26 protein-coding genes are annotated in these 22,362 nt (G+C 63.6%); 14 read left to right on the top strand and 12 right to left on the bottom strand.

Features of this window, described 5'->3' with window-relative positions:
• Positions 1-14: 14 nt before the first annotated feature.
• Positions 15-647 (top strand): NapC/NirT family cytochrome c, encoded by a 633-nt coding sequence (locus tag J0W34_RS20440; RefSeq protein ID WP_227818103.1) that lies wholly within the window; start codon positions 15-17, stop codon positions 645-647.
• Positions 648-667: 20 nt separating this feature from the next.
• Here the strand turns inward: J0W34_RS20440 and J0W34_RS20435 are convergent, their stop codons facing one another.
• Positions 668-928: a hypothetical protein gene (locus J0W34_RS20435; RefSeq protein WP_230970019.1), complete on the bottom strand. Its 261-nt coding sequence runs from the start codon at positions 926-928 to the stop codon at positions 668-670.
• Between J0W34_RS20435 and J0W34_RS20430 the strand changes: the two genes are divergently transcribed.
• The 10 genes from J0W34_RS20430 (at position 927) to ccmI (ending at position 8,255) form a co-directional block, all read left to right on the top strand.
• Complete coding sequence (locus tag J0W34_RS20430; RefSeq protein WP_230970018.1) at positions 927-1,130, top strand: hypothetical protein; 204 nt, start codon at positions 927-929, stop codon at positions 1,128-1,130. The genes J0W34_RS20435 and J0W34_RS20430 overlap by 2 nt on opposite strands.
• A gap of 92 nt (positions 1,131-1,222) precedes the next feature.
• Positions 1,223-1,849 carry a cytochrome c biogenesis heme-transporting ATPase CcmA gene (ccmA, locus tag J0W34_RS20425; RefSeq protein WP_230970017.1) on the top strand — a complete coding sequence of 209 codons (627 nt, stop codon included), beginning with the start codon at positions 1,223-1,225 and terminating at the stop codon, positions 1,847-1,849.
• Positions 1,843-2,511, top strand: a complete 669-nt coding sequence (gene ccmB / locus J0W34_RS20420; RefSeq protein WP_227818100.1) for a heme exporter protein CcmB — start codon at positions 1,843-1,845, stop codon at positions 2,509-2,511. Before ccmA ends, ccmB begins: the two co-directional genes overlap by 7 nt.
• 57 nt (positions 2,512-2,568) lie before the next feature.
• Positions 2,569-3,330 (top strand): heme ABC transporter permease CcmC, encoded by a 762-nt coding sequence (gene ccmC, locus J0W34_RS20415; RefSeq protein ID WP_227818099.1) that lies wholly within the window; start codon positions 2,569-2,571, stop codon positions 3,328-3,330.
• On the top strand, positions 3,327-3,527 hold the full coding sequence (gene ccmD, locus J0W34_RS20410; RefSeq protein WP_227818098.1) for a heme exporter protein CcmD: 201 nt from the start codon (positions 3,327-3,329) through the stop codon (positions 3,525-3,527). Before ccmC ends, ccmD begins: the two co-directional genes overlap by 4 nt.
• Entirely contained in the window at positions 3,524-3,970 is a 447-nt protein-coding gene (gene ccmE, locus J0W34_RS20405; RefSeq protein WP_227818097.1) for a cytochrome c maturation protein CcmE, read from the top strand. Before ccmD ends, ccmE begins: the two co-directional genes overlap by 4 nt.
• Positions 3,967-5,940, top strand: a complete 1,974-nt coding sequence (locus J0W34_RS20400; RefSeq protein WP_230970016.1) for a heme lyase CcmF/NrfE family subunit — start codon at positions 3,967-3,969, stop codon at positions 5,938-5,940. Before ccmE ends, J0W34_RS20400 begins: the two co-directional genes overlap by 4 nt.
• 7 nt (positions 5,941-5,947) lie before the next feature.
• Entirely contained in the window at positions 5,948-6,541 is a 594-nt protein-coding gene (locus J0W34_RS20395; RefSeq protein ID WP_227818095.1) for a DsbE family thiol:disulfide interchange protein, read from the top strand.
• Positions 6,538-7,023, top strand: coding sequence for a cytochrome c-type biogenesis protein (locus J0W34_RS20390; protein ID WP_230970015.1), 486 nt, complete (start codon positions 6,538-6,540; stop codon positions 7,021-7,023). The genes J0W34_RS20395 and J0W34_RS20390 overlap by 4 nt, the downstream gene beginning before the upstream one ends.
• A complete protein-coding gene (ccmI, locus tag J0W34_RS20385) occupies positions 7,020-8,255 on the top strand; it encodes a c-type cytochrome biogenesis protein CcmI (protein WP_227818093.1) in 1,236 nt (411 codons plus the stop codon). The genes J0W34_RS20390 and ccmI overlap by 4 nt, the downstream gene beginning before the upstream one ends.
• Before the next feature lie 50 nt (positions 8,256-8,305).
• On the opposite strand, the gene J0W34_RS20380 is transcribed toward ccmI, so the two are convergent.
• Positions 8,306-9,295 carry an alpha-E domain-containing protein gene (locus J0W34_RS20380; protein WP_227818092.1) on the bottom strand — a complete coding sequence of 330 codons (990 nt, stop codon included), beginning with the start codon at positions 9,293-9,295 and terminating at the stop codon, positions 8,306-8,308.
• A gap of 2 nt (positions 9,296-9,297) precedes the next feature.
• On the bottom strand, positions 9,298-10,764 hold the full coding sequence (locus tag J0W34_RS20375) for a circularly permuted type 2 ATP-grasp protein (protein WP_227818091.1): 1,467 nt from the start codon (positions 10,762-10,764) through the stop codon (positions 9,298-9,300).
• Positions 10,765-10,946: 182 nt separating this feature from the next.
• On the opposite strand from J0W34_RS20375, the gene J0W34_RS20370 reads away from it, so the two are divergent.
• Positions 10,947-12,308 carry an SPFH domain-containing protein gene (locus J0W34_RS20370; protein ID WP_230970014.1) on the top strand — a complete coding sequence of 454 codons (1,362 nt, stop codon included), beginning with the start codon at positions 10,947-10,949 and terminating at the stop codon, positions 12,306-12,308.
• Positions 12,309-12,516: 208 nt separating this feature from the next.
• On the opposite strand, the gene J0W34_RS20365 is transcribed toward J0W34_RS20370, so the two are convergent.
• From J0W34_RS20365 to J0W34_RS20345, 5 genes are all read right to left on the bottom strand, one after another.
• Entirely contained in the window at positions 12,517-13,248 is a 732-nt protein-coding gene (locus tag J0W34_RS20365) for a hypothetical protein (protein ID WP_230970013.1), read from the bottom strand.
• A 92-nt stretch (positions 13,249-13,340) separates the two neighbouring features.
• Positions 13,341-13,631 (bottom strand): hypothetical protein, encoded by a 291-nt coding sequence (locus J0W34_RS20360; protein ID WP_230970012.1) that lies wholly within the window; start codon positions 13,629-13,631, stop codon positions 13,341-13,343.
• A 344-nt stretch (positions 13,632-13,975) separates the two neighbouring features.
• The gene (locus J0W34_RS20355; RefSeq protein ID WP_230970011.1) at positions 13,976-14,449 is read right to left on the bottom strand and encodes a nuclear transport factor 2 family protein; all 474 of its coding nucleotides are present in this window, start codon (positions 14,447-14,449) and stop codon (positions 13,976-13,978) included.
• 40 nt (positions 14,450-14,489) lie between these two features.
• Positions 14,490-15,071, bottom strand: coding sequence for a pyridoxamine 5'-phosphate oxidase family protein (locus J0W34_RS20350; RefSeq protein WP_230970010.1), 582 nt, complete (start codon positions 15,069-15,071; stop codon positions 14,490-14,492).
• Between the two features lie 58 nt (positions 15,072-15,129).
• Positions 15,130-15,675: a carboxymuconolactone decarboxylase family protein gene (locus tag J0W34_RS20345; RefSeq protein ID WP_227815955.1), complete on the bottom strand. Its 546-nt coding sequence runs from the start codon at positions 15,673-15,675 to the stop codon at positions 15,130-15,132.
• Between the two features lie 129 nt (positions 15,676-15,804).
• Between J0W34_RS20345 and J0W34_RS20340 the strand changes: the two genes are divergently transcribed.
• Both J0W34_RS20340 and J0W34_RS20335 read left to right on the top strand, forming a co-directional pair.
• Positions 15,805-16,704, top strand: coding sequence for a LysR family transcriptional regulator (locus tag J0W34_RS20340; protein ID WP_230970009.1), 900 nt, complete (start codon positions 15,805-15,807; stop codon positions 16,702-16,704).
• A 264-nt stretch (positions 16,705-16,968) separates the two neighbouring features.
• Positions 16,969-17,406, top strand: a complete 438-nt coding sequence (locus J0W34_RS20335; RefSeq protein WP_230970008.1) for a cache domain-containing protein — start codon at positions 16,969-16,971, stop codon at positions 17,404-17,406.
• 95 nt (positions 17,407-17,501) lie between these two features.
• On the opposite strand, the gene J0W34_RS20330 is transcribed toward J0W34_RS20335, so the two are convergent.
• The 4 genes from J0W34_RS20330 to J0W34_RS20315 are packed head-to-tail and all read right to left on the bottom strand — an operon-like array spanning position 17,502 to position 22,245.
• On the bottom strand, positions 17,502-18,356 hold the full coding sequence (locus tag J0W34_RS20330; RefSeq protein ID WP_230970007.1) for a DUF817 domain-containing protein: 855 nt from the start codon (positions 18,354-18,356) through the stop codon (positions 17,502-17,504).
• On the bottom strand, positions 18,353-19,360 hold the full coding sequence (locus tag J0W34_RS20325) for an alpha/beta hydrolase (RefSeq protein WP_230970006.1): 1,008 nt from the start codon (positions 19,358-19,360) through the stop codon (positions 18,353-18,355). The genes J0W34_RS20330 and J0W34_RS20325 overlap by 4 nt, the downstream gene beginning before the upstream one ends.
• Positions 19,357-20,094, bottom strand: a complete 738-nt coding sequence (locus tag J0W34_RS20320) for a class GN sortase (RefSeq protein ID WP_230970005.1) — start codon at positions 20,092-20,094, stop codon at positions 19,357-19,359. The genes J0W34_RS20325 and J0W34_RS20320 overlap by 4 nt, the downstream gene beginning before the upstream one ends.
• Positions 20,095-20,130: 36 nt before the next feature.
• Complete coding sequence (locus J0W34_RS20315; RefSeq protein WP_230970004.1) at positions 20,131-22,245, bottom strand: marine proteobacterial sortase target protein; 2,115 nt, start codon at positions 22,243-22,245, stop codon at positions 20,131-20,133.
• Between the last annotated feature and the right edge of the window lie 117 nt (positions 22,246-22,362).

Here is a 22,362-nt window from a genome sequence, read left to right as displayed (position 1 = left end):
CTGGGGAGCACGACATGAGTGACCAAAACAAGAAAGGCCTGTGGGGCCGAATGCGCGGCGCCGGACTCGGCCTGATCGCCCTCGTCTTTGTGGCCGGTATCCTGTTCTGGGGGGCCTTCAACACCGCCATGGAATGGACCAACCGGGAAGAGTTCTGCATCTCGTGCCACGAGATGAAGGAGAACGTCTACAAGGAATACCGGAACACCATCCACTATTCCAACCGCAGCGGCGTGCGCGCCACCTGCCCCGACTGCCATGTGCCCAAGGAGTGGACGCACAAGATCATCCGCAAGATCCAGGCATCCAACGAGGTGTGGCACAAGCTGTTGGGCACCATCGACACGCCCGAGAAGTTCAACGCCAAGCGGCTCGAACTGGCGCAGCATGAGTGGGAGCGCATGCGCAAGACCGACTCGCGCGAGTGCCGCAATTGCCATAACTACCAGTACTTCGACTACTCCATCCAGGGCCGGCGCTCCACGCGCATGCACCAGGAGGGGTTCGAGAACGGCAAGACCTGCATCGATTGCCACAAGGGCATTGCGCACCAGTTGCCCGCTGTCGATCAGGAGATCGGCGCCGACAAGGGCGGTGCAGCGCCTGAAGTGTTCCATCCGGACGCCAAGCCGGCGGAGCAGCAGTAAGTCACCCGGGTCGAATCGGGTCATTCAAAGGGTCGCGTGAGCGGCCCTTTTTCTTGGGTGTCGGGGCGTGTGCCAAAATCGCGCCATGAAGGCTTGCCTCTGATTTCATGCTGAAACGCTTCTTCGGGCGTCGTGCGCCACGTCGGGTGTTGTTCTCCGGGTTGTCGGTGATGCCTCGCGCCGACTGGAAGCGTCATCTCGAATCGGGTGGATTCCTGCCTGGCGGATGCAAGGCCGATCAGTCTGCTGTTGCTGTGGCGCCCCAAGGTCAGGCTCGCCATGCGTCTGACCGAGCACGGATCGTCGAAGGTCATTGACGAGCACACCCTCACCGAGCATATGCCCTGGGGCGAATTCTTCGGTCGTAAGTTCACCATCAAGGGTTTTTTGGGGTTCGGAAGCGTTTTCGACGCGCTTGATCTCAACGCGTTGATCACGAAAGCAGCGTCCAGAATCAATGAAAGGGTGGCGCGGCAGCGTTGAGAACGGTGGCGTCGCCGCCTGATACGCTTAATGACGAGACAAGTTGACCGTCCTCATACCTTTTTCCCCCCGCATGTGATTGAATCGCGTCCATGCTGGAAGTGACCGAACTCGCCTGTCTGCGCGGCGACCGTCTTCTCTTCGCCGACGTGAACCTCACCGTGAGTCCGGGTGAGCTCGTGCGCATTGGCGGTCCGAACGGGGTGGGCAAGACGAGCCTGCTGCGACTGCTGTGCGGTCTGTCCATGCCCGAACATGGCCATGTGAGCTGGAAGGGCGAGCGCATCGATCGCGCGCGCGATGCCTTCCACCGCGACATGCTCTATCTGGGCCATTCGGCGGCCCTCAACGATTTGCTTACCCCCATCGAAAACCTGCGCTTCGCGGCGGCCACCCACGGTCGCGCGGCTGATGAAGCGGCCTGCGATGCGGCGCTTGATCGAATCGGTCTGAGCCTCCAGCGTGATCTACCGGCCAAGGTGCTCTCCCAGGGGCAACGCCGGCGCGTGGGTCTGTCCCGGCTGTATCTGTCCGAAGAGGTGCCCTTGTGGGTGCTGGACGAACCCTTCGTCGCGCTTGACGTGGGTGCGGTCAAGGATCTGGCCGAGTGGCTCGATACCCATTGCGCACAGGGTGGGATGGTGGTAATGACCACCCATCAGGACGTGCCTTTCAAAACGCCGCTGCGGGTCTTCGATCTGGCGGAGGCCGCATGCTGAGTGTCTTCCTTGAAGTGCTGCGCCGCGACCTGCTGCTGGCCTGGCGCAACCGGGCCGATGTGCTGGTGACCCTGGCCTTCTTCACCATCGTGGCCTGCCTGTTTCCGTTCGGCGTGGGTGCCGAGCCCAACCTGCTGCGCCAGATTGCGCCGGGGGTGCTATGGGTGGCTGCCTTGCTGGCCACGCTGCTCTCGCTGCATCGCATTTTCGGTCAGGATCATGCCGACGGTGTGCTTGAGCAGCTGCTGCTCTCGCCCGAGCCCGCCGTGCTGTGGGTGCTGGCCAAGCTCTTCGCCCACTGGCTGAGTACCGCGGTGCCGTTGATCATCGCCGCGCCCTTGCTGGCACTGCTGTTTGATATGGAGCAAAGCGCCACCGGGGTGCTGATCCTATCCTTGGCGCTCGGAACCCCCATCCTCTCTTTGCTGGGTGGCGTGGGTGCGGCACTGACGCTGGGCTTGCGCGGCGGGGGAATGTTACTGGCGCTGCTGGTGTTACCCCTGTTTGTACCGATCCTGATTTTCGGTGCCGGCGCCGTAGATGCCCATCTGTCGGGCATCGGCGCGTCAGCGCACCTGTTGTTGCTCGGCGGCGGTTCGCTTGCCGCACTGGCGTTGACTCCGTGGGCGTGTGCGGCCGCATTGCGAATCGCGGTAGAGTAGAGCCCCCCTATATTCTCCAGACCGGAAAAAACGGCTGGAAACAAGACCCTGAACGAGATGGATACCCCGCAACGCTTCCACCTGTTTCGCTACGCGGCCCCCAACATGTTCTACCCGTTGGCAGGCAAGCTGGCCCCCTGGTTCCTGGCAGTGGCGGTCGTGCTCACGGTCGTCGGCCTGTACATGGGGTTCTTCGTGGCACCGACCGATGCCGTTCAGGGCGAGGTGTACCGGGTGATCTTCATCCATGTGCCCGCAGCCTGGATGTCCATGTTCGTGTATCTGGTGATGGCCTTCTGGTCGGCAGTGGGGATTGTGTTCAACACCCGCCTGTCGTCCATGATGGCGCAGGCACTGGCGCCCACCGGCGCCATGTTCTGTTTTGTCGCGCTGTGGACGGGTGCCCTGTGGGGGCGGCCCACCTGGGGTGCCTATTGGGTCTGGGATGCACGCCTGACCTCGCAGCTGCTGCTGCTCTTCCTCTATTTCGGTTTCATCGCGCTCACGCGGGCCATCGAGGATCCGCGCCGGGCCGACAAGGCCGGGGGGATTCTGGCGCTGGTGGGCGCGGTGAACGTGCCGGTCATCTATTTCTCGGTGAAGTGGTGGAACACCTTGCATCAGGGAGCTTCGGTCAGCCTGACCAAGGCCCCCTCCATGGCCACCACCATGCTGTGGAGCATGCTCATCATGGCGCTGGCCGCCTGGGCTTACACGATCGCGGTCACCCTGTGGCGTGTGCGATCCCTGATTCTCGAGCGCGAACGCCATACCGACTGGGTGGGCGAGGTGCTCGATGCCGAGGAGGCCCGGGCATGAACTGGGGATCCGCTGCCGAATTCTGGGCCATGGGGGGCAAGGCGTTTTTCGTCTGGGGATCCTATGGCGTCACCTTCGCCTTGATTTTGTTGGAACTTGTGCTGGTGTTAGGGCGTCGGAAGCAGGTGATTCATCGACTACAGAAGTTGCGTCGGGCCGCCAAGGCAACGGCAGCACGCAAGGAGACTCGACAATGAAAGCCAGACAGAAACGGCTGATGCTGGTGGTGGCCGGGGTGGCACTGCTCGGGGGCGCTGTCGCCCTGGTGCTCTCCGCCTTCCAGCAGAATCTGGTGTTCTTCCACACCCCCACCGAAGTGGCTGCGGGTGAAGTGCCGCAGGGCCGCACCTTCCGCATCGGCGGCATGGTCGAGGAAGGTTCGATCAAGCGCGATGCCGATGGCGTGACCGTCCGCTTCGCCATCACCGACACGGCCAAGACCGTGCCGGTCGCCTACAAGGGGCCGCTGCCCGACCTGTTCAAGGAAGGCAAGGGCGCCGTGGCGCAAGGGGCGATCGGTGCCGATGGCACCTTCATGGCCTCCGAAGTGCTCGCCAAACATGACGAGAACTACATGCCGCCGGAGGCGCAGGACGCCATCGACCAGGCCCACAAGACAGCAACGACGGTGGCCCAATGATTCCCGAACTCGGTCACTTCGCCCTCATTCTCGCCTTCGTCATTGCGCTGGTTCAGGGCGTCGTGCCCCTGATCGGCGCCAGTCGCAACCGCGCGGCCATGATTGCCGTGGCGCGCCCCGCCGCCCAGGGCCAGTTCGTGTTCATGGCCATGGCCTTTGCGGCCCTCACCTGGGCCTTCGTGCACAACGACTTCTCGGTCCAGTACGTGGCCCAGCACTCGAACACCAACCTGCCGCTGCACTACCGCATCACCGGGGTGTGGGGCAGCCATGAGGGATCGCTGCTGCTGTGGGGGCTGATTCTCGCCCTGTGGACCGTGGCGGTTTCGGTGTTTTCCCGCACCCTGCCCGACATCTTCGTCGCCCGCGTGCTGGGCGTGCTCGGCTTGGTGAGTGCCGGTTTCCTGTCCTTCATCATCTTCACCTCCAACCCGTTCGAGCGCCTGCTGCCGGGCGCACTGGAGGGCCAGGATCTGAACCCGCTGCTGCAGGATCCGGGCATGATCATTCACCCGCCGTTGCTCTACATGGGCTACGTCGGTTTCTCGGTGGCCTTTGCCTTCGCCATTGCCGCGCTGATTTCGGGGCGCCTCGATGCGGCCTGGGCGCGCTGGTCGCGGCCATGGACCACGGTGGCGTGGGTTTTCCTCACCCTCGGGATCGCGGTCGGCTCCGGCTGGGCCTACTACGAACTGGGCTGGGGCGGCTGGTGGTTCTGGGATCCGGTTGAAAACGCCTCGTTCATGCCGTGGCTGGTCGGAACCGCGCTGATTCACTCGCTGGCCGTGACCGAAAAGCGCGGCGCCTTCCGCAGCTGGACGGTGTTGCTGGCCATCGCGGCCTTCTCCCTGTCGCTGCTCGGCACCTTCCTGGTCCGCTCCGGCGTGCTCACCTCGGTGCACGCCTTCGCCACCGACCCGCGCCGCGGCATGTACATTCTCGGCCTGCTGGTGCTCGTGATCGGCGTCTCGCTGATGCTCTTCGCCTGGCGCGCGCCGAAGCTGGCCGGCGGCGGCAAGTTCTCGCTGGTCTCGCGCGAATCCCTGCTGCTGATGAACAACGTGCTGCTCTCGGTGGTCGCCGCTTCGGTGCTGCTCGGGACGCTGTATCCGCTGTTCCTCGATGCGCTCGGGCTGGGCAAGATCTCGGTCGGCCCACCGTATTTCGAAGCCGTGTTCCTGCCGCTGATGGTGCCGGTCATCCTGCTCATGGTGATCGGTCCGTTCCTGCGCTGGAAAGGCCATGACGTGGCGCTGATCGCACGCAAGCTGGCCCCCTGGCTGGTCGGCTCGGTGGCGATCGGCGTGCTCGCCAGCTGGGCGGCCGGGCACATCACCTGGCGCATGGTGCTGGGCCTGGCAATGGCGGCCTGGGTGATCATGGCCAGCCTGCTGCTGCTGGCCGACCGTCTCGGTGAGCGCCCCGGTGCCGGTTTGGGCGCGCGCCTGTCGGCCATTCCCCGTGGCTGGTGGGGCATGTTCTCCGCGCACATCGGCATTGGCGTGTTCATCATTGGCGTGGCCATGGTCAACGGCACCAACACCAACGTGGACGTGAAGATGCAGGTCGGTGACGTGGCCCAACTGGCCGGCTACGACTTCGAGCTCATGTCGATCACCGATGCGCCGGGGCCGAACTTCGAAGCCTCGCGTGGCGAACTCAAGGTGACCCGGGATGGCAAGCCGGTGGCGACACTGACGCCCGAAAAGCGGGTCTATACCGCGCGCGGCATGCCCATGACCGAGGCGTCGCTCGATATCGGCCTGTTCGGCGATCTCTATGCCTCCATGGGCGAGCAGATCGACGACACCACCTGGATCGTGCGTCTCTATCACAAACCCTTCATCAGCTGGATCTGGGTCGGCTGTGCCCTGATGGCCCTGGGTGGCGGCATTGCCGCGGCTGACCGTCGATACCGCAAGCTGGCCTCAAGGACCGTGCCGGATGCCGGTGCGCGCCAGGCTGCATGAGAGTCCAATGAAAGCGAAGTTTCTCGTTCCCCTGTTCATCTTTCTCGGGCTGGTGGTTTTCCTTGGCCTGGGCCTGGGCCTCAACCCCCGTGACGTGCCCTCGCCGCTGATTGATAAACCGGCACCCCAGTTCAAGCTCTCGCGCCTGGATGACCCGACCACCGAGTTCGGTCTGGCCGACATGCAAGGCAAGGTCTGGTTGCTCAATGTCTGGGCGTCCTGGTGTGTGGCCTGTCGTCAGGAGCACCCGGTGCTGGTCGAATTTTCCAAGCACAGCTCGGTGCCCATCGTCGGCCTGAACTACAAGGAAGTGAAGGGCGATGGTCTGATCGACCAGCGCAAGATCACCGACGACATGGAACTGCCCATGGCGGTCAATCGGGCCAACGAATGGCTTACCGAACACGGTGATCCGTACGCGGTGTCGATTCTCGATCTGGACGGTCGCGTGGGCATCGACTTTGGTGTTTATGGCGTGCCTGAAACCTTCCTGATCGACAAGAAAGGGGTGATTCGCTACAAGCACACCGGCCCGATCACGCCGCAGTCGCTCAAGGAAGACATCCTGCCGCGCGTGGCGCAACTGGAGGCCGGGGCATGAGATCAACGATGTGCCGCCTGATCCTGGCGGCCAGCCTGGGGCTGACCGTGCTGGGCGTCCACGCCCGCGAGGCCGAGCCGGTGGTCGCCGATCCGGCGCTCGAGTCCCGGGTCCTGAAGCTCTCCGAAAAACTGCGCTGCCTGGTCTGTCAGAACCAGTCCATCGCCGAATCCCAGGCTGACCTGGCACTCGATCTGCGTGATCAGGTGCGTGAGCAGCTGAGCGCCGGCAAGAGTGAAGACGATGTGGTTGATTACATGGTCGCCCGCTACGGTGACTTCGTCCTCTACGAGCCGCCCATGAAGCTCAGCACCATCCTGTTGTGGGCCGGCCCGGCGACACTGGCGGTGCTCGGCATCGTGTTCCTGATGCTGCGCCTGGCGCGCCGGAACAAGGCCGAGAGCGTTCATCTGGACGAAAGACAGCGGGCACGGGCGCAAGCGCTGCTCAAAGGCGATGGCACACCGGAGGCCGACGCATGAGCACATTTCTCGTGATTGCCGGGCTGCTGCTGGTCGGCGCCCTGTTGTTGCTCGTGCCGCCCCTCTTCGGTGCCGGCGTGCGTCGCATGGCCCAGGAAGACGTAGGTGCCTATCAGGCGCGGACCGCGCTGGCGGTGCTGCGCGAACAGCTCAAGGATCTGGAGGCCGAGCACGCAGCCGGTCGCATTTCCGATGAGGATTACGCCAAGACCCGAGAGGAGCTCGAAGCGCGTGCCCTCGACGAGGGCGAGGCCGAGTCGCTGGCGCTGACGGTCAAGCCGGCCAAGGCCTGGGGTATTGCCACGGTCGTGCTCGTTCCGCTGGTGGCGGGCTTCGTCTACCTGGAAACCGGCACGCTCGCGGGGATCGATCCAGCCAATACCGTGGCCCGCTCGCCCGGTGAGCAGCAGGTGACCCAGGCCCAGGTGGAAGAGATGGTCTCGGGGCTGGCGGAAAAGCTGAAGGAATCGCCGGACGATCCGCAGGGGTGGTTCATGCTGGCCCGGTCGTACAACGCCATGGGTCGTTTTGCCGAAGCGGCCGGGGCCTACAAGGAGCTGGCGCGACTGGTCCCCGACGAATCCCAGGTGTATGCCGACTGGGCCGACGCGCTGGCGGCGGCGAACAATCGGGATCTGAGCGGCGAGCCGGCCCAGCTGATTGCCAAGGCGCTGGAACTGGATCCGCAGAACATCAAGGCGCTCGCCCTGTCGGGGAGCGCGGCTTTCCAGGCGCAGGACTACGCCCGGGCCTCGAGCGAATGGGAGAAGATCCTCGTCGTTCTGCCGCCGGATAACGAGCTGGCCCAGTCGATTCGTGGTGGCATCAACGAAGCGCGTCAACGCGGCAACCTGCCCCCGCTGGCCATGCCCGAGCCGGTTGCGGCCGGCGCCGGGGTGGCCATCAAGGGTGAGCTGACGCTGGCGCCGGAGCTGGCCGACAAGGCCGAACCGGGCGATGTGGTGTTCATTTTCGTGCGTCCGGTGGGCGGAGGCATGCCGTTTGCCATCCTGCGTCAGACCGTTGCCGATCTGCCGATCAGGTTCGATTTCGAAGGGGTGCCTTCCATGGCGGGCAACCGCCCGATTCCGGCCGAAGTGGCGATCGGGGCGCGCATCTCCAAGAGTGGCAAGGCCGGGGCAGGTGCCGGCGATCTCGAAGCCGCGCCGGTCACCGTGGCGCCCGACGCCTCTGGCGTGAACCTGGTGCTGAACACCGAGCGCGCGTCCTGAGTTCGACGCGCCGGGAATGAACAACGGGGGCCGCGGCCCCCGTTTTCTTGTCAGGCGTCCTGCGCCTGCTGGGTGGTGGGCATGTCCACCACCGGGGCCGGGCTGTCCACCCCGCCGAACCAGGTCTTGCGGATCGTTTCGTGCACGTTGATCACCCCCAGTTGCAGTTCGTCGAGGAACTGATGCAACTGGTCGGGTGCGCCGTACAGCTCTTCCGGGTTCTCGCGGGTCAGCAAGGCCTGCACGGTGCTGACCGCCGTGCAGGCGTCCTGGCTGCGGGGCAAGGTGGCCAGCTTGCCGTTCAGGCGCTTGAGGCAACGCTTGATGGCCCGCGGGAAGGTCTCGTCGAGCAGGATGAAGCGGATCGCGTCCTTGCCGCGCACACGGGTGCGCACCTGCTGGCGATACATCTGGTAAGCCGTCAGGCTCTTGAGCACACTCATCCACTGCAGCTGCTCGAAGGGTTTGAGATCGTCGGCAGTCCGCGGCAGGAGGTTGGCCGAGCGGACGTCGAGAATCCGCGACGTCATGTCCACCCGCTCCAGGTAGCCGCCCACGGCGCAGAAGGTGCGTGCCGGCGACTCGCTCAGCGTGCCATCGAGCATGCCGGTCAGCGCCTGACAGCCGCGGATCACCGTGTGCAGGAACTCGTCCATCTTGCGCACGTCGATGGTGCCCGACAGCAGCTTGCTGCCATGCAGATAGATGCCGTTGATCTCTTCCCAGACCTCGCGTGGCATCACGTCGCGGGTGGTGCGCAGATTCTCGCGCGCGGCCGCCAGCGAGCCCATGATGGAGCCGCCGTAACGACGGTCGGCGCACAGGAACGTGAGCACGTTCTGGGCGTTGCGCTCGTCGTAGTGCTCGTTGAACAGCTCGTCGGCACCGGTGATGTTGATCAGTGAAGACCACGACAGGGTCGTGGTGCCGGGGAAGTCGAGCATGAGGAAGCGGGTCACCCGGATCAGGCGCGCCGTATCTTCGGTGCGCTCGATGTAGCGGGCCATCCAGTAGAGGTTTTCAGCCACACGTGACAGCATGATCAGTTACCTCCCATGGCGTCGGTATCAACGATCCAGGTGTCCTTGCTCCCCCCGCCCTGCGAGGAGTTGACCACCAGCGAACCCTTCACCAGCGCGACGCGGGTCAGCCCGCCGGTGGTGACGTAGGTATTGTTGGCCGAGGACAGAATGAAGGGGCGCAGGTCGAGGTGCCGGGGCCCGAGGCCTTCGTCCGTCAAGGTGGGCGCCACCGACAGGCTCAGGGTCGGTTGCGCCATGTAGTTGCGCGGATCGTTCTTGATGAGCTCGGCGAATTCGGCCCGTTTTTCAGGCGTCGAGTGCGGCCCGACGAGCATGCCGTAGCCGCCCGACTCGTTGGCCGGTTTGACCACAAGTTTGTCGAGGTTGGCCAGCACGTATTCGCGTTCGTCGTCGTGCATGCACAGGTAACTGGGCACGTTCGGAATGATCGGGTCTGCATCCAGGTAGTACTTGATGATTTTCGGTACGTAGGCATAAACGACCTTGTCGTCCGCCACGCCGGCACCCGGGGCGTTGCACAGTGCCACGTTGCCGGCCCGCCAGGCTTCCATGAGTCCCGGCACGCCCAGCACCGAGTCCGGGTTGAAGGCCTTGGGGTCGATGAACATGTCGTCCACGCGTCGGTAGATCACATCCACCCTTACCAGACCGTCGATGGTCCGCATGTAGACGCAGCTGTCGGTCCCCACGATGAGGTCGGAGCCTTCGACGAGTTCGACGCCCATCTGCTGGGCCAGGTAGGAGTGCTCGTAATAGGCCGAGTTGTAGATGCCCGGTGTGAGAATGACGATGTTGGGCTCTTCGGCCTGTCGCGGCGACATGGAGACCAGCATCTCGTGCAGCTGGTCGGCGTAGTCGTCCACCGGCAGGATGCCGCTGGTCTGGAACAGATCGGGCAGCACGCGCTTGGTGACGTTGCGGTTCTCGAGCATGTAGGACACGCCGGAGGGGATGCGCAGGTTGTCTTCCAGTACGTAGATGGTGCCGTCCTTGTCACGCACCAGATCGGAGCCGCAGATGTGCGCCCAGATGCCGCCAGGCGGATGAATGCCCACGCACTGGGGCCGGAAGTTCACCGACTTGGCAAGCAACTCCGCCGGAAAGACGCCATCCTTGACGATTTTCTGTTCGTTGTAGAGATCGTCGATGAACATGTTCAGCGCCTGAACGCGCTGCTTGAGGCCGGCTTCGACCGTGCGCCATTCGTTCAGTGGGATCACGCGGGGAATGATGTCGAACGGCCAGGCCCGATCAATCATGTCGCCATCGGAATACACGGTAAAGGTGATACCCATCACCTGGATGGCCACCTCGGCCGCCTCCTTGAGGCCCTTGATGTCCTGCTCGCCCAGGCTGGCCAGGTAGCGACAGAGCGCTTCTGCCGCCGGGCGAGGCCTTCCGGGCGCCGCAATCAGTTCGTCGTAAAAGGCATTCGGGTCGTACTGATTCCAGTCGATTTGCGACATGGGACGCTCCTGGCGCGTGATCCGTATATAAAAACGGACAGACACATGGGGAATTAGGTTCCACTATACGCCGGGAATGGTGCGCTGCAAAAGGGGCATTTTTTGAGGGTTTTGACACTAAACCAACGGAATATGACATGTAAAATCCCCGCCTGATTTCGACACCATCAAGGGGAACCACGTTGGCTCTGAATAACCCGCTCTCCCGCATCGGCCTGAACACCGGCAAGATTCTGCTCCCGATCGCCCTGCTGCTTGGCGCCGGCATAATCGTCAAGGAATCCATCTTTTACGCCGAGCCGGGCTACGTGTATCACGTGCGCACCATCACCGGTCAGGAACACGCCGTCTCCGACGTGGGCTACCAGTTCTTCCTGTGGGGACGCTGGAATGCCTGGAAGCGCGCCATGACCGTGCAATCCGAAGCCGGCGCCGCAGCCAACATGGAGTACGCCGAGGTCGAAGGGGATGAGACCAGCGCCAACATGCCGCCGCTCAACATCATGTTCCTCGACCAGGTGGATGCCAACGTGGAAGCCACGGTGCGCTTCTCCATCCCCACCGACAACGAAGGCTTCCTGCAGCTGGCGCATGAATACCGCACCCCGGCCAACCTGCTGCGCACGGCCCTCATGCCCGCCTTCAAGGAAACCCTGCAGGCGACTGCCTCGCTCATGAGCGCCGAGGAGTACTACAGTGGCGCCCGCACCGAATTCAACAGCGAATTCGAAAACCAGATGAACAACGGCATCTATCTGGTCCGCCGTGAAGAGGTCTATCAGGACTCCGGGCGCAAGGTGCGTGGCTCGGCCAACGTGGCCCTGGGTAATGAGCAGGAAGAGTTCGGCGACGAATCCAAGGTGGTCTACGAAGTGCGCAAGGTGCTGGACGAACAGGGCACGCCACGGCGCAAGGCGCAGAAGTTCACCACCTTCGGCATCAGCGTGGTCGACGCGCGCATCACCAACATGACCCCCAACAGCCGCTTCGTCGAGCGCATGCAGCTCAAGCAGAAAGCCTCTGCCGACCGCGCCATCGCCCGCGAACAGCGCATCCAGGAAGAAGAGCAGCGCCTGCTGGCCATCGCCCGAGGTGAGCGTGAGGTCGCCGAGCGTCAGGCCATGGCAAAAGTCGAGCAGATCCAGAAAACCACCGACGCCGAAACCGACAAGCAGTTGGCCCTCACCTCCGCCAACAAGCTCAAGGAGCAGGCTCAGATCGAGCGCGAAACCGCACAGATCAACCTGGAAAAGGCGCGGATCGAGGCTGAAACCCAGCGCACCCTCGCCGACGCCGAGGCCTACCAGAAGAAGGCCATCCTGCAGGCCGACAACGCCCTGGCCGAAAAACTGCGCACCGAAGTCGAAATCCACAAACTGTGGGCCGACGCCTTCGCCAAGCGCGCCGTACCGACCAACGTCTTCGGCGGTGGCGGCTCGGGCTCACCGGTGGGTTCGGATGCCGAAACCAAGGCCTTCATGCAGATGCTCACGCTCGACGCGGCCAAGCGCCTGAATTACGACCGGGAAATTTCCGGGAAGTAAATTACACGCGGCTGCACGGTGGCGCAGCCATGGCCGCCATCGGAGGATGGTGGAAAGTAATGAAGAAGGGCTCCCTCGTCGGGGAGCTTTTTTTTTGAGATATCGTTTCTATTGTCGTGAATGCTTGGGGCTGCGAGCGGGCTTGGGAGAGTTCCAGGTAAACGACTTCAACCGCTTCGAAGCAGGCGTTTGACGTACAAGTTAGACCTCATACTCGTTCGCTCCCGCTCAGAGCTCTAAGAAAATGAGTTTCCGTAATTCCTGATTCCTCCAGCTTCCGCAAGAGCATATGGACTCGCAGCAGATACGAAAAATTCTCTAGGTCAGCAACTGGGTCGACGGACTTCGACAGGTCTGATTCGAAGACACGCCGGTAATTAGATGGCGTATGAGATAGCGTTAAACGTAGGCGCGGTTCTCCGTGCGAGAAGTCCGACTCGACACCGCCTCCACAAACTAACGAGTTACAGAGGTTTGATTGAAAGCCCGCTAGTGGAATGACCGACTCGACAACGCTTACGAAGGCAGCTACCAAGTCAAAGTACACCTCCACATCTTCGATCTTGGGGGCTTCGTAGTGATGCTCCAGACGATTCCTAAGTGAATTTAGTTTCTCAATTGACCGAGATCGGAAGATTCCCGCCCTTTTTAGAAGTCCTAGCTTTCTGTCAATTCCGAGCCGCTTGCTTCGGTAGAACCCGTCGAGGTTCAAGGTACAAAGAAAGTAATCGAGCTGACAGTCAACTGCGCGCTTAAGATTGGAGGTCGCATTTACAAGCGTGTGGATTGATCTCGGTGCATCGAGATCGCGTTCGGCAAAATCAAGAAAGTCCCTCGGGAGCAATTCAAAGTCTGGTACCTTAGCCCCGCCTCCGCCGCCACTATCGGCATCGAGTTCCTCGATGTACTTGGCAAAAAAATCGAAGATATCTTGTTCCATGTCTCGGAAGATATTGTTGAGGCCTAACGCCGTTGTAGGAGGCAACTTGAGCGAAACTTGATTTGCCCCGCCCAGGCCCGCAGGGCCGTAATCTACTTGACACCCTTGTTATGGTTTTTTGGCCAAAGGACGTGGCCATTGATTGCCTCTATTCTTCTAATTTCGTCGACCCATACATGGATTAAGCGAAATCTCTGTTGAGAAGGACTCTTTTTCTGCAAACAACATGAGATGTTGGCTCTTCCCTCATTTTCATCGATTTCATTGATACCTGAATCCCAGTTAATTCCTGGGCCTGAAGCAAATAGTTGCCTCTTTCCATCAATGAATTCTATATAGAACTCGTCTGACCAGTTTATTTCCCTAAAATCTTCTTCGGTCATTCGAACTATCTGTATGCATGACTTGATGTAGACCGCAAAATTGCGGGAATAACCACGTCGATGTGGTATAGCTTGCAGGGTCCCGCAGCCTTGAACCCCATGTGGTACTTGGGATTGGTCGGTGTGGCGTATTTGTTTTCAGTCATAACCAAATCAACAAACCCAGCAGGCGTAACAAGGGAACTTCGTATCCACTAGACACGGCGAGCATACGATTGGCATGGCGTGGTGTCTATCGAATCTGTCCGAGAGCTTTAGGTAAAGGGCCGCGTCAGGTTCGGCGCGGAGGGGTCGCCCGATACAGAAACCGACCACTCCTACCCCGAAGCTGCCCAACCCCATGATCACAAAGCCAACGCATCCAGCCCCGGATGATCATCCGGCCGGCGTCCCAGGGGCCAGTGAAACAGCCGGTCATGTGCTTCAATCGGGCGGTCGTTGATGCTGGCGTGGCGTTCGGCCATCAGGCCGTTGGCGTCGAAGCGCCAGTTTTCGTTGCCGTAGGCGCGAAACCATTGGCCGCGTTCGTCGCGCCATTCGTAGGCGAAGCGCACGGCGATGCGGTCGGGGCCATGGGCCCAGAGGGACTTGATGAGGCGGTAGTCGTGTTCCCGCGCCCACTTGGCGGTCAGGAAATCGACGATGGCGTCGCGCCCCTGAAAGATCAGGTCGCGATTGCGCCAGCGGCTGTCCGGGGTGTAGGCGAGTGCGACTCGGGCCGGGTCACGGCTGTTCCAGGCGTCTTCGGCGAGGCGGACCTTGAGGGCCGCGGCGTCGGCGTCGAAGGGCGGTAGCGGGGGGCGTTGTGCGTCGGTCATGAGGGGCTCCTTGAGGTCGGTTGGAGGTGTGGGTGATCGTTCAGCGGTCGGGGCGGTATGCGCCGGCCTCGCCATGTGTGCGCGCGGCCCACTCGGCTTCGGTGAAGCGCGGTGTGATGTGCTGCGGGCAGTTCCAGTCGAAGGCTTCCACGCGAATGAGGAAGCCGCGTTCGACGCGGGCGCGGTAGCTGTTGTCTTCGAGTCGGGCGAGGGTGGCCGGATCGTCTTCGGGGACCAGTGACATGCGTCCGAACAGTTTCAGGCGGGCCCGGTTGGGGTAGTCCATGAAGAACAGGGACACCCGGTCGTCGCCGAGGGCATTGCCCAGGCTGACGTACTGCCGGTTGCCGGCGAAATCCGCAAATCCCAGTGTGCTGTCGTCGAGTACGCGTACGAAGCCGGCGGGGCCGCCGCGGTGCTGCACGTAGGGCCAGCCATCGCTGTTCACGGTGGCCATGTAGAAGCTGTCGCGCGCTGCGATGAAGCCCGCTTCGAAGTCGCCCAGCCGGTGGTGGCGGGGCTGACCCTCGTCCAGCCGGGCGTAGGCCTGTCGGCTGCCCTGCGCGGTCTGGGCCTGGCGCACCTTGTCGGTGAAGGCGATCTGGGCATAGCGATGTGCCATGACGTTTCTCCTGTCGAGGTCGCCGGTGCGCCCGGGAGGTGGGCGCACCGGCGCGGTATCAGGCGGCGCGCTTGAGTTCGACCTTGGGGAAGTCGATCTCCACACGGCTGGCCTTGCCGAGGATGTTGGTGAGGATGTTCATGCCGACGTGGGTGATGATTTCCACGATCTGCGCGTCGTCGTAGCCGGCGTTGCGTGCTTCGAGGATCTCGGCGGTGGTGACTTCACCCTTGTGTTCGACCAGCGAGCGGGCGAGCTTCACGGCGGCGGCGGCCTTGGCGTCCTGGCTGGTGCCGGCGCGGTTGGCGTCGATCTCGGCGCCCGACAGGCCGGCCTTGCGCCCGATGGCGGTGTGGGCCGACAGGCAGTATTCGCAGCTGTTCTGCTCGGCCAGGGCCAGCGCAATGCGCTCACGCGTCTGGGGGTCGAGGCTGCCTTCACCGGCAATGCCGTGCAGGCCCAGGAAAGCGCGCAGGGCGGCAGGCGAGTTGGCAAAGACCTTGAGGAAGTTGGGCACCATGCCCAGTTGGGCGGCAATGGCGTCGAGCAGGGCTTTCTGTTCTTCGTTGGCGTTGTTGGCGTCGATGACGGTGAGTCGGCTCATGGTGATTCTCCAGATGATTGGTTGATTGATCCCGCGGTGCTCAGCGGGTGATGCAACTGTGCTACGTTTCTGTCTGAAGAAGAATCTTTGAAAAACAGAATTCACTATTGCGTTTGGTGGAATAAAGCGATGGACCGTTTTCACGCGATGCAGGTGTTCGTGGCGGTGGCCGAGATGGAAGGCTTTGCTTCGGGCGCCCGGCGCATGAACATGTCGCCGCCGGCCGTGACGCGCGCGGTGGCAGCGCTCGAGGCGCGGCTCGGGGTCAGGCTGTTGCACCGGAGCACCCGTCATGTCCGCGTCACCGAGGCGGGCGCACGCTATCTGGAAGATGCCCGGCGCATCCTCGCCGAGGTGGTGCAGGCGGACGATGCCGCCGCGGGCATCAACGCCGCGCCCCGGGGCAATCTCACGGTCACCGCGTCGGTGCTGTTCGGCCAGATATTCGTCATGCCCGGCATCGTCGACTACCTGCAGCGCTATCCACAGACCCGTGTCGATGCGTTGTTCGTCGATCGGGTGGTCAATTTCATCGATGAAGGCGTCGACGTGGCCGTGCGTATCGGCGAGCTACCGGATTCGAGCCTGCGCGCCCGGCGTGTCGGCCAGGTACGGATGGTGCTGTGTGCGTCGCCCGACTATCTGGCCCGTCGCGGCCTGCCCGCGTCGCCCGATGAACTGGCCGAGCACGACATGATCAGTTCAAGCGCCGGTACCAATGCCTACGACTGGCGCTTTTCGACGCCGGAGGGGCATCGACTGGTGCGTCTCAATCCCCGCCTGAGTGTCTCCACCAACGATGGCGCCATCAGCGCCGCGGTCGAAGGCTTTGGCATTACCCGCTTGCTGTCCTATCAGGTGGCACCGCACCTGGCCGATGGGCGTCTGAAGATTCTCCTGGCCGAATTCGAACCACCGCCGCGACCGGTGCATCTGGTGCACCGGGAAGGCCCGCAGGGGTCGCGGAAGGTGAGAGCGTTTGTCGACCTGCTGGCGCAGCGGCTGATGAACGATCCGGCGCTGAACTAGGCGGTCGGGCTGTGGTAGGGGGCGGCCTGTCATATGTCCGGTCACAAATGGAGACGTTTTTCTTCACCGCCGGGAGGCGCCCGCAGGCAGCGCGTGAAATCCCTGTGGGAACAATGGGATGGCGATTCTTCCGCATGCGCTGTGACGAACGTTTGTGCCAATAAGGCTGTTGTCACAAATACGACAAATGCATATTCTTCGCCTCGCGCTCCGGCGCCCCCATGGCGGATGCCCTGGAGGAACAGAACGATGAGGAGAGGAACCATGAAGAAAACATTTGCAGCCGCCATGCTCGGCTTTGCAACCTACGCGGCCATTGCGGCGGCGGATTTCGGCAATGCCGACGAGGCCAAGGCCATGCTGCAAAAGGCCGTGGCGGCCATCAGCGTCGACAAGGCGACGGCCCTGAGCCAGATGGCCAAGGGTGAAGCCGGCTTTGCCGACCGTGATCTGTACCCGTTCTGCGGTGGCCCCGACGGCAACTTCACCGCGCATCCGAAGCTGACCGGTCAAAGCATGAAGGGTCTCAAGGACAAGGCCGGCAAGGCGATTGGCGAGAGCTTCTACGCTGTGGCCAAGGAAGGCGCGATTGCCGAGGTGGATTACGTGTGGCCGCGCCCGGGTGGCGCTGACCCGGTCCAGAAAGTGAGCTTCGTCACCAAGGTGGGTGACCAGGTTTGCGCGGTCGGTTACTACAAGTAATCGGACGCACTTTACGGGTTGGTGGCCCGTGATGAGTGCTTTACGCCGTGATGACGCTGTGCGTCTCACGGCGTTTTTTGTTGATGGCGGGGTCGTCAGTCGGGCACGTGAATGCAGGCCTTGACGTGTTTGAGGTTGGCCACGATGGTGAAGGTCATGACCACCAGCAGCGACCAACTGCTCCACTTGCCCAGGTGCACCGTTGACCAGGCGCCCAACTGGTTCGGGTAGGCCCACAGGCCGAAAAAGGTGCTGATGTTCTCGGCCAGCCAGATGAAGAAGCCGATGAGCAGGAAGGACAGCAGCAAGGGCATCTGGCGGCGCCGGTCGAGGCTGCGGAACGACACCGACGTGCGCGCATAGAGGCCGAGCGCGGCGGCGGCCAGATACCAGCGATAGTCGCCAATGGCATGGTGGGTGAAAAAGTTGCCGTAGATGAGCACCGCCATCACCCAGGCCATCCAGTACGGCGGGTGATGACGCACGCGCAGATCGAACAGCCGCCACGCCTGAATGATGTAGCTGCCCACCGCGGCGTACATGAAGCCGGAGAAGAGCGGCACGCCCAGCACCTTGGTGTAGGCAAAGTCCGGGTAGGACCACGACTGGATGGCGCTCGAGGTCTTGAACACTTCCAGTGCGAAGCCGATGAGGTGAAACACGCTCACCGCCTTGAGTTCATCCAGCGTTTCGAGCCCCGAGCACACCATGCCGAACTGCAGCGCCAGGGCGATCACCAGCAACACGTCGTAGCGCGGCACGCCCCACAGACCGCCGTTGGGTACCAGAAACACCGCGGACAGGAAGAGCCCCGCAAACAGGCAGGCGCGAGCCTGCTTGATGCCGAACGCAAGACCTTCCCGGACAAGGGCGCAAAGCCCGACCGGGCTTGAGCGTGCGACGGTCAACGAGGGCACCAACTCGATCGCCTGACTGTGCGGTTTCGTCATCGAGGGTCTCCGTGTGCGGTGTCGATCCGGGCCAGCATCCATGCCGACATCCGGGCGTAGACAGGCATGGCCGTCAGCAGTACGTTGCGGTGACCCGCTTCCGGGACGGTCAGCCATTGCTTGTCGGACGAGGCGATGGCGTCGAAGAGCGCCCGGCCCCGGGCCTGATCGATCGTCGTGTCACTGTCGCCGTGGATCATCATCACCGGCAGGGTGAGGCGCTCGCCCAGCGCCACTGGCTGCACGGCGTCCATGTCCGGCGAGCCGAGCCAATGGGCCAGGCGCGCGGCGGAGGGCTGATAGATGCCCGCGAGGGAGCCCATCTGGCGGGCCAGGTGGGCCTGAACCACCTGATCGAGGCGATCAAAGCTGCTCACGATGACGGCCGCCTGCCAGCGCTCGGGCGCCTCGGCGGCGGCATGCACGGCGTAGGCGCCGCCCATGGAGTAGCCCCAGAGCATGGCCGGCTGTGGCGCCAGCTTCAGTTGGCGACTGACATCGTCCAGCACCCGTCGTGGAAGGGTGCGCTCGAAGGCGTCGTGGCCGAATTCGGTGTGATTGCGCGGGCTGTCGCCGTGGCCGGGCAGGTCGGGCAGGATGACGCGAAAGCCGGCGGCTGCGAAGCGCTCGGCAATGGGCAGCATGTTCTCCTTGCGGTTACCGAGCCCGTGAAGCAGCACCAGGTTGCCGACGGTCTGCCCGTAGGGCGCCAGCGCCACCCCCTGGCCGGCGAGCTGCTGGCGCAGGCGCCTGCCGCGCGCACCCGGGCGACGCAACCGGTCGGCGGTGACCACCAGGGTCGGCACCTGACCGTCGAGTGCGCTGATGCGCTCGATACGCAGCCCCACCCGACCCGGCTCGCGCAAGTGCTCGATGGCCGTCGGCCCCGGCGCGCGGCGGGGCGGGCTGAAGAGCCCGTCCACCGGTCGCCACGCGAAGGCATAGACCGAGACACTCACCGCCGCCAGGCTCACCGCCAGACCGGCCAGCGCAGCGCGCCTCACAGCCAGATCCTCGGCACGCTGCGGTCGTCGGCAGCCACCTGCGGCGGGGCCACCTTGTCGGCCGTCACCACATAGCGCAGCGGCCCGCCTGCCGAGATCGCGTTGAAGGGGTAGCAGGTGACCAGCGTCAGACGGGTTTCGCCCGGGTAGGTATCGAGCACCTCGGTGTCGTCCTTGTCCACCACCTCGCGACTGCTCACCTTATAGACCTGGACGAAGCCGGTGGGGGTCTCCACCTCCAGCTCGTCCCCCGGCTCCAGCCATTGCAGGAAGGCGAAGTGGGTGTCACGGTGCGCGCCGATGACGCTGTTGCCGGTGGCGCCGGGTTCCGCCGTGCCGAAGACATGACCCGGGCCAAACGCGATGGTGCGGCCGTTGCTGCCGGCCAGCACGTAGAGATCGACATCCTGCTTCGGGGCACGCAGCCGGGCCACCGGCCAGGTGTCGGCCCAGGGCCAGGGCTTGACCTGGGTTTCGCCGGCGAGGGTGCGTTCCCAGGCGTCGGCGATGAGGTGTTGCGCCAGCCAGGCCTTGGCGTGGATGTAGCCGGCCTGACCGAACTCCCAGATGGCGACCATCAGAAAGGCGGCCGCGGTGAGCTGGAAGATGCGCTGCATGGTGCGGCGGGTATGGCGCGAGCCGGTGGCCTCGTCGCTCAGGCACTCGCGGGCGGGCCAGGCGCACTCGACGCCGAGGAATTCACTGTGATCGCAATGGTGGCAGGCGGTTTTCATGATCGGTTCTCCTGAAGGCGGTACGGGTGAGAGGAATCAACGGATGCGCAGGCGGCGCGACATCAGGAACAGGGCCAGTGCGAGCAGACCCATCAGGGCGTGCCAGCGGGCGTCGGTGGCCCCGCGCGGCAATTCGCCATACACGCCCCTGGGCGACCAGCCGGCCGGGAAGTGGCCCGGCACGGCGCCGGACTTGAGGGCCGCCTCGGCACTGCGGGCGGGGGTCTTGTCGACCGCCACGAAGCTGGTGAAGCGGCTCACGAGCTGGTGTTCCAGCGCCAGCGCCAGCACATGGGGGCGCACCTCGTCTTCGGTGGCGCCTTCGGAGAGCGTGTCCATCCACTGGTCGATCTTGCGACGCGCCCACAGCACGCCGATGCCCTCGCCGGGGTTGGCGTCGGCCAGGGCCAGCGAGCTGGTCCATTGGATGTCGCCCGAGTCGCCCGTCAGGCGCAATTCGCCGCGGGCGCCATGGTCGATGGCGGCGGCCACGATCACCGGTTCGCCCAGATACAGGTCGGGCAGCGGGTCCGGGGTGGCATCGGCATTCGCGCCGTCGGGCCAGTGGGCGGTAATGCCTTTGACGACGGGTGACTCGAGTTTTGCGAACAGGGCGTTCATCTGTGCCTGCACCTCGTCGATCTTGCCGATGTAGGTGAAGGTGCCGCGACCGGCCTGCGCCGCCTTGCGCATGAAGTGGCTGTTGGGCGCCGAGCCGATACCCACGGTAAACAGGCGTGAATCGCCCAGGCCCGCCTTGATCAGACCGAACAGGTGCTGCTCGTTGCCGACGGCGCCGTCGGTGAGAAACACCACCTGACGCACCCGGTCGCGCCCCCGCTCCCCCTTGAGGGCCAGATCGAGCGCGGCGGCCATTTCGGTGCCGCCACGGGCGCGCAGGGCGCGCACCCAGTCGACCGCCAGGCGCACGTTGCCGGCAGTGGCTTCGCGTTCCTGATCGAACAGGCTGAAGGCCTCCGAGTTGAATTCGATGACGTTGAAGCGGTCCTCCGGCGTCAGGCGGGTCAAGGCCATGGCCAGTGCCTCGCGCGCCTGTTCGATGGACTGCCCCTCCATGGAGCCGGAGGTGTCGATAATGAACACCACCTCGCGCGGCAGGCGGGCGGTGACGCTGCCCGGCTCGGGCGGGGTGAGCATGAGCAGCACATGGTCCTTGTTCAGACCCGGCTCCAGAAACAGCGTGGCGTGGGGCGTCTTGCCCGGTGCGATGGACCAGTTGAGGACGAAGTCGCGGTTGGCGGGCGTGCGGCCCTCGCTCAGGCGGATGCGGCGCACCGAGGGCTTGAGGGTGTCGATGCGCACCCGGTGATGGGGGCTGGCCACTTCGCCGATGGGGGCGCCGGCGTCGAGATAGACGTTGAGGCTCACCGGGTTGTAGATCGGGCCGGCCTCATCCGGCAGCATCATGGGCGGCAGGATGGCGGCGGCATCAGGCACCACGTCGGTCCCGATCAGGGTGCCGGTCTCCTCGTCGGCGATCACCTGGCCGGGGATGTAGCGCGGGGCCACCACCATCGGGAAGCGCAGCTGATAGCGGCCGACGTCGCCGCTCAGGGTGTAGTCGAGGGTGTGCTGGTACTCGATCTCGACTCGCACCTCCTCGCGGGGGCCGATGTTGGCCACCTTGGTGGTGAAGATATTGGGCCGCTGTTGCGAGACCAGCGCGGTGTGCTTGCCTTCGCGCTTGGCCTGTTCGTAGATCTGTTTGGCCTCGGCCTTTTCCTTGATCTCGCCTTCGATGAGGCGGTCGCCCACGCGGATGCGCATGCGATGCACGGCGGCATGCTCGGGCAGCGGAAACACATAGCTGCCCTCCTTCCAGTCATTGGCCGGGTTGCGGAAACGCTGCACCACCTTGGCACGCACGATGGGCCCGCTGATGCGCAGATCCACATCGGTGTGCAGCAGGGGGGCGGCTTCGGGGTCGCCTTCACCCGCGCCGGCAAACAGCAAGGTGCCCTGGGTGATGCCGTCCTCCTGGGCGGCGTGGGCCGGGCCGGACAGCAACAGCACGACGCCCCCGAGGGCGACGCTGACGGCCAGGCCGGTGACGAACATCAGTAGCAGGCGGGCGAGCAGTTCGACCACTTCACGGGCGCGGTCGGCAAATCTGAGCGGGGCGGGGGTCATGGCGTTCTCCATTTCATGACGTTTTTGCATGGCGTCATTGAAACGGGGCAAGCGGACCGATTTGGGCAGCGAAAAGGGCAAGCTGCCGATCAAATATGGCAAAAAAAGGGCAGGTGC

The organism is Nitrogeniibacter aestuarii (assembly GCF_017309585.1).
GTDB classification, from domain to species: Bacteria; Pseudomonadota; Gammaproteobacteria; order Burkholderiales; family Rhodocyclaceae; genus Nitrogeniibacter; species Nitrogeniibacter aestuarii.
This window is presented reverse-complemented; position numbering and strand designations above follow the sequence as displayed.

Excerpts from the sequence above, each read along its gene's own strand:
- J0W34_RS20440 (WP_227818103.1), top strand. The coding sequence starts at position 15 with ATGAGTGACCAAAACAAGAAAGGCCTGTGGGGCCGAATGCGCGGCGCC.
- J0W34_RS20430 (WP_230970018.1), top strand. The coding sequence starts at position 927 with ATGCGTCTGACCGAGCACGGATCGTCGAAGGTCATTGACGAGCACACC.
- J0W34_RS20435 (WP_230970019.1), bottom strand. The coding sequence starts at position 928 with ATGGCGAGCCTGACCTTGGGGCGCCACAGCAACAGCAGACTGATCGGC.
- ccmA (WP_230970017.1), top strand. The coding sequence starts at position 1,223 with ATGCTGGAAGTGACCGAACTCGCCTGTCTGCGCGGCGACCGTCTTCTC.
- ccmB (WP_227818100.1), top strand. The coding sequence starts at position 1,843 with ATGCTGAGTGTCTTCCTTGAAGTGCTGCGCCGCGACCTGCTGCTGGCC.
- ccmC (WP_227818099.1), top strand. The coding sequence starts at position 2,569 with ATGGATACCCCGCAACGCTTCCACCTGTTTCGCTACGCGGCCCCCAAC.
- ccmD (WP_227818098.1), top strand. The coding sequence starts at position 3,327 with ATGAACTGGGGATCCGCTGCCGAATTCTGGGCCATGGGGGGCAAGGCG.
- ccmE (WP_227818097.1), top strand. The coding sequence starts at position 3,524 with ATGAAAGCCAGACAGAAACGGCTGATGCTGGTGGTGGCCGGGGTGGCA.
- J0W34_RS20400 (WP_230970016.1), top strand. The coding sequence starts at position 3,967 with ATGATTCCCGAACTCGGTCACTTCGCCCTCATTCTCGCCTTCGTCATT.
- J0W34_RS20395 (WP_227818095.1), top strand. The coding sequence starts at position 5,948 with ATGAAAGCGAAGTTTCTCGTTCCCCTGTTCATCTTTCTCGGGCTGGTG.
- J0W34_RS20390 (WP_230970015.1), top strand. The coding sequence starts at position 6,538 with ATGAGATCAACGATGTGCCGCCTGATCCTGGCGGCCAGCCTGGGGCTG.
- ccmI (WP_227818093.1), top strand. The coding sequence starts at position 7,020 with ATGAGCACATTTCTCGTGATTGCCGGGCTGCTGCTGGTCGGCGCCCTG.
- J0W34_RS20380 (WP_227818092.1), bottom strand. The coding sequence starts at position 9,295 with ATGCTGTCACGTGTGGCTGAAAACCTCTACTGGATGGCCCGCTACATC.
- J0W34_RS20375 (WP_227818091.1), bottom strand. The coding sequence starts at position 10,764 with ATGTCGCAAATCGACTGGAATCAGTACGACCCGAATGCCTTTTACGAC.
- J0W34_RS20365 (WP_230970013.1), bottom strand. The coding sequence starts at position 13,248 with ATGGAACAAGATATCTTCGATTTTTTTGCCAAGTACATCGAGGAACTC.
- J0W34_RS20360 (WP_230970012.1), bottom strand. The coding sequence starts at position 13,631 with ATGACCGAAGAAGATTTTAGGGAAATAAACTGGTCAGACGAGTTCTAT.
- J0W34_RS20355 (WP_230970011.1), bottom strand. The coding sequence starts at position 14,449 with ATGACCGACGCACAACGCCCCCCGCTACCGCCCTTCGACGCCGACGCC.
- J0W34_RS20350 (WP_230970010.1), bottom strand. The coding sequence starts at position 15,071 with ATGGCACATCGCTATGCCCAGATCGCCTTCACCGACAAGGTGCGCCAG.
- J0W34_RS20345 (WP_227815955.1), bottom strand. The coding sequence starts at position 15,675 with ATGAGCCGACTCACCGTCATCGACGCCAACAACGCCAACGAAGAACAG.
- J0W34_RS20340 (WP_230970009.1), top strand. The coding sequence starts at position 15,805 with ATGGACCGTTTTCACGCGATGCAGGTGTTCGTGGCGGTGGCCGAGATG.
- J0W34_RS20335 (WP_230970008.1), top strand. The coding sequence starts at position 16,969 with ATGAAGAAAACATTTGCAGCCGCCATGCTCGGCTTTGCAACCTACGCG.
- J0W34_RS20330 (WP_230970007.1), bottom strand. The coding sequence starts at position 18,356 with ATGACGAAACCGCACAGTCAGGCGATCGAGTTGGTGCCCTCGTTGACC.
- J0W34_RS20320 (WP_230970005.1), bottom strand. The coding sequence starts at position 20,094 with ATGAAAACCGCCTGCCACCATTGCGATCACAGTGAATTCCTCGGCGTC.
- J0W34_RS20315 (WP_230970004.1), bottom strand. The coding sequence starts at position 22,245 with ATGACCCCCGCCCCGCTCAGATTTGCCGACCGCGCCCGTGAAGTGGTC.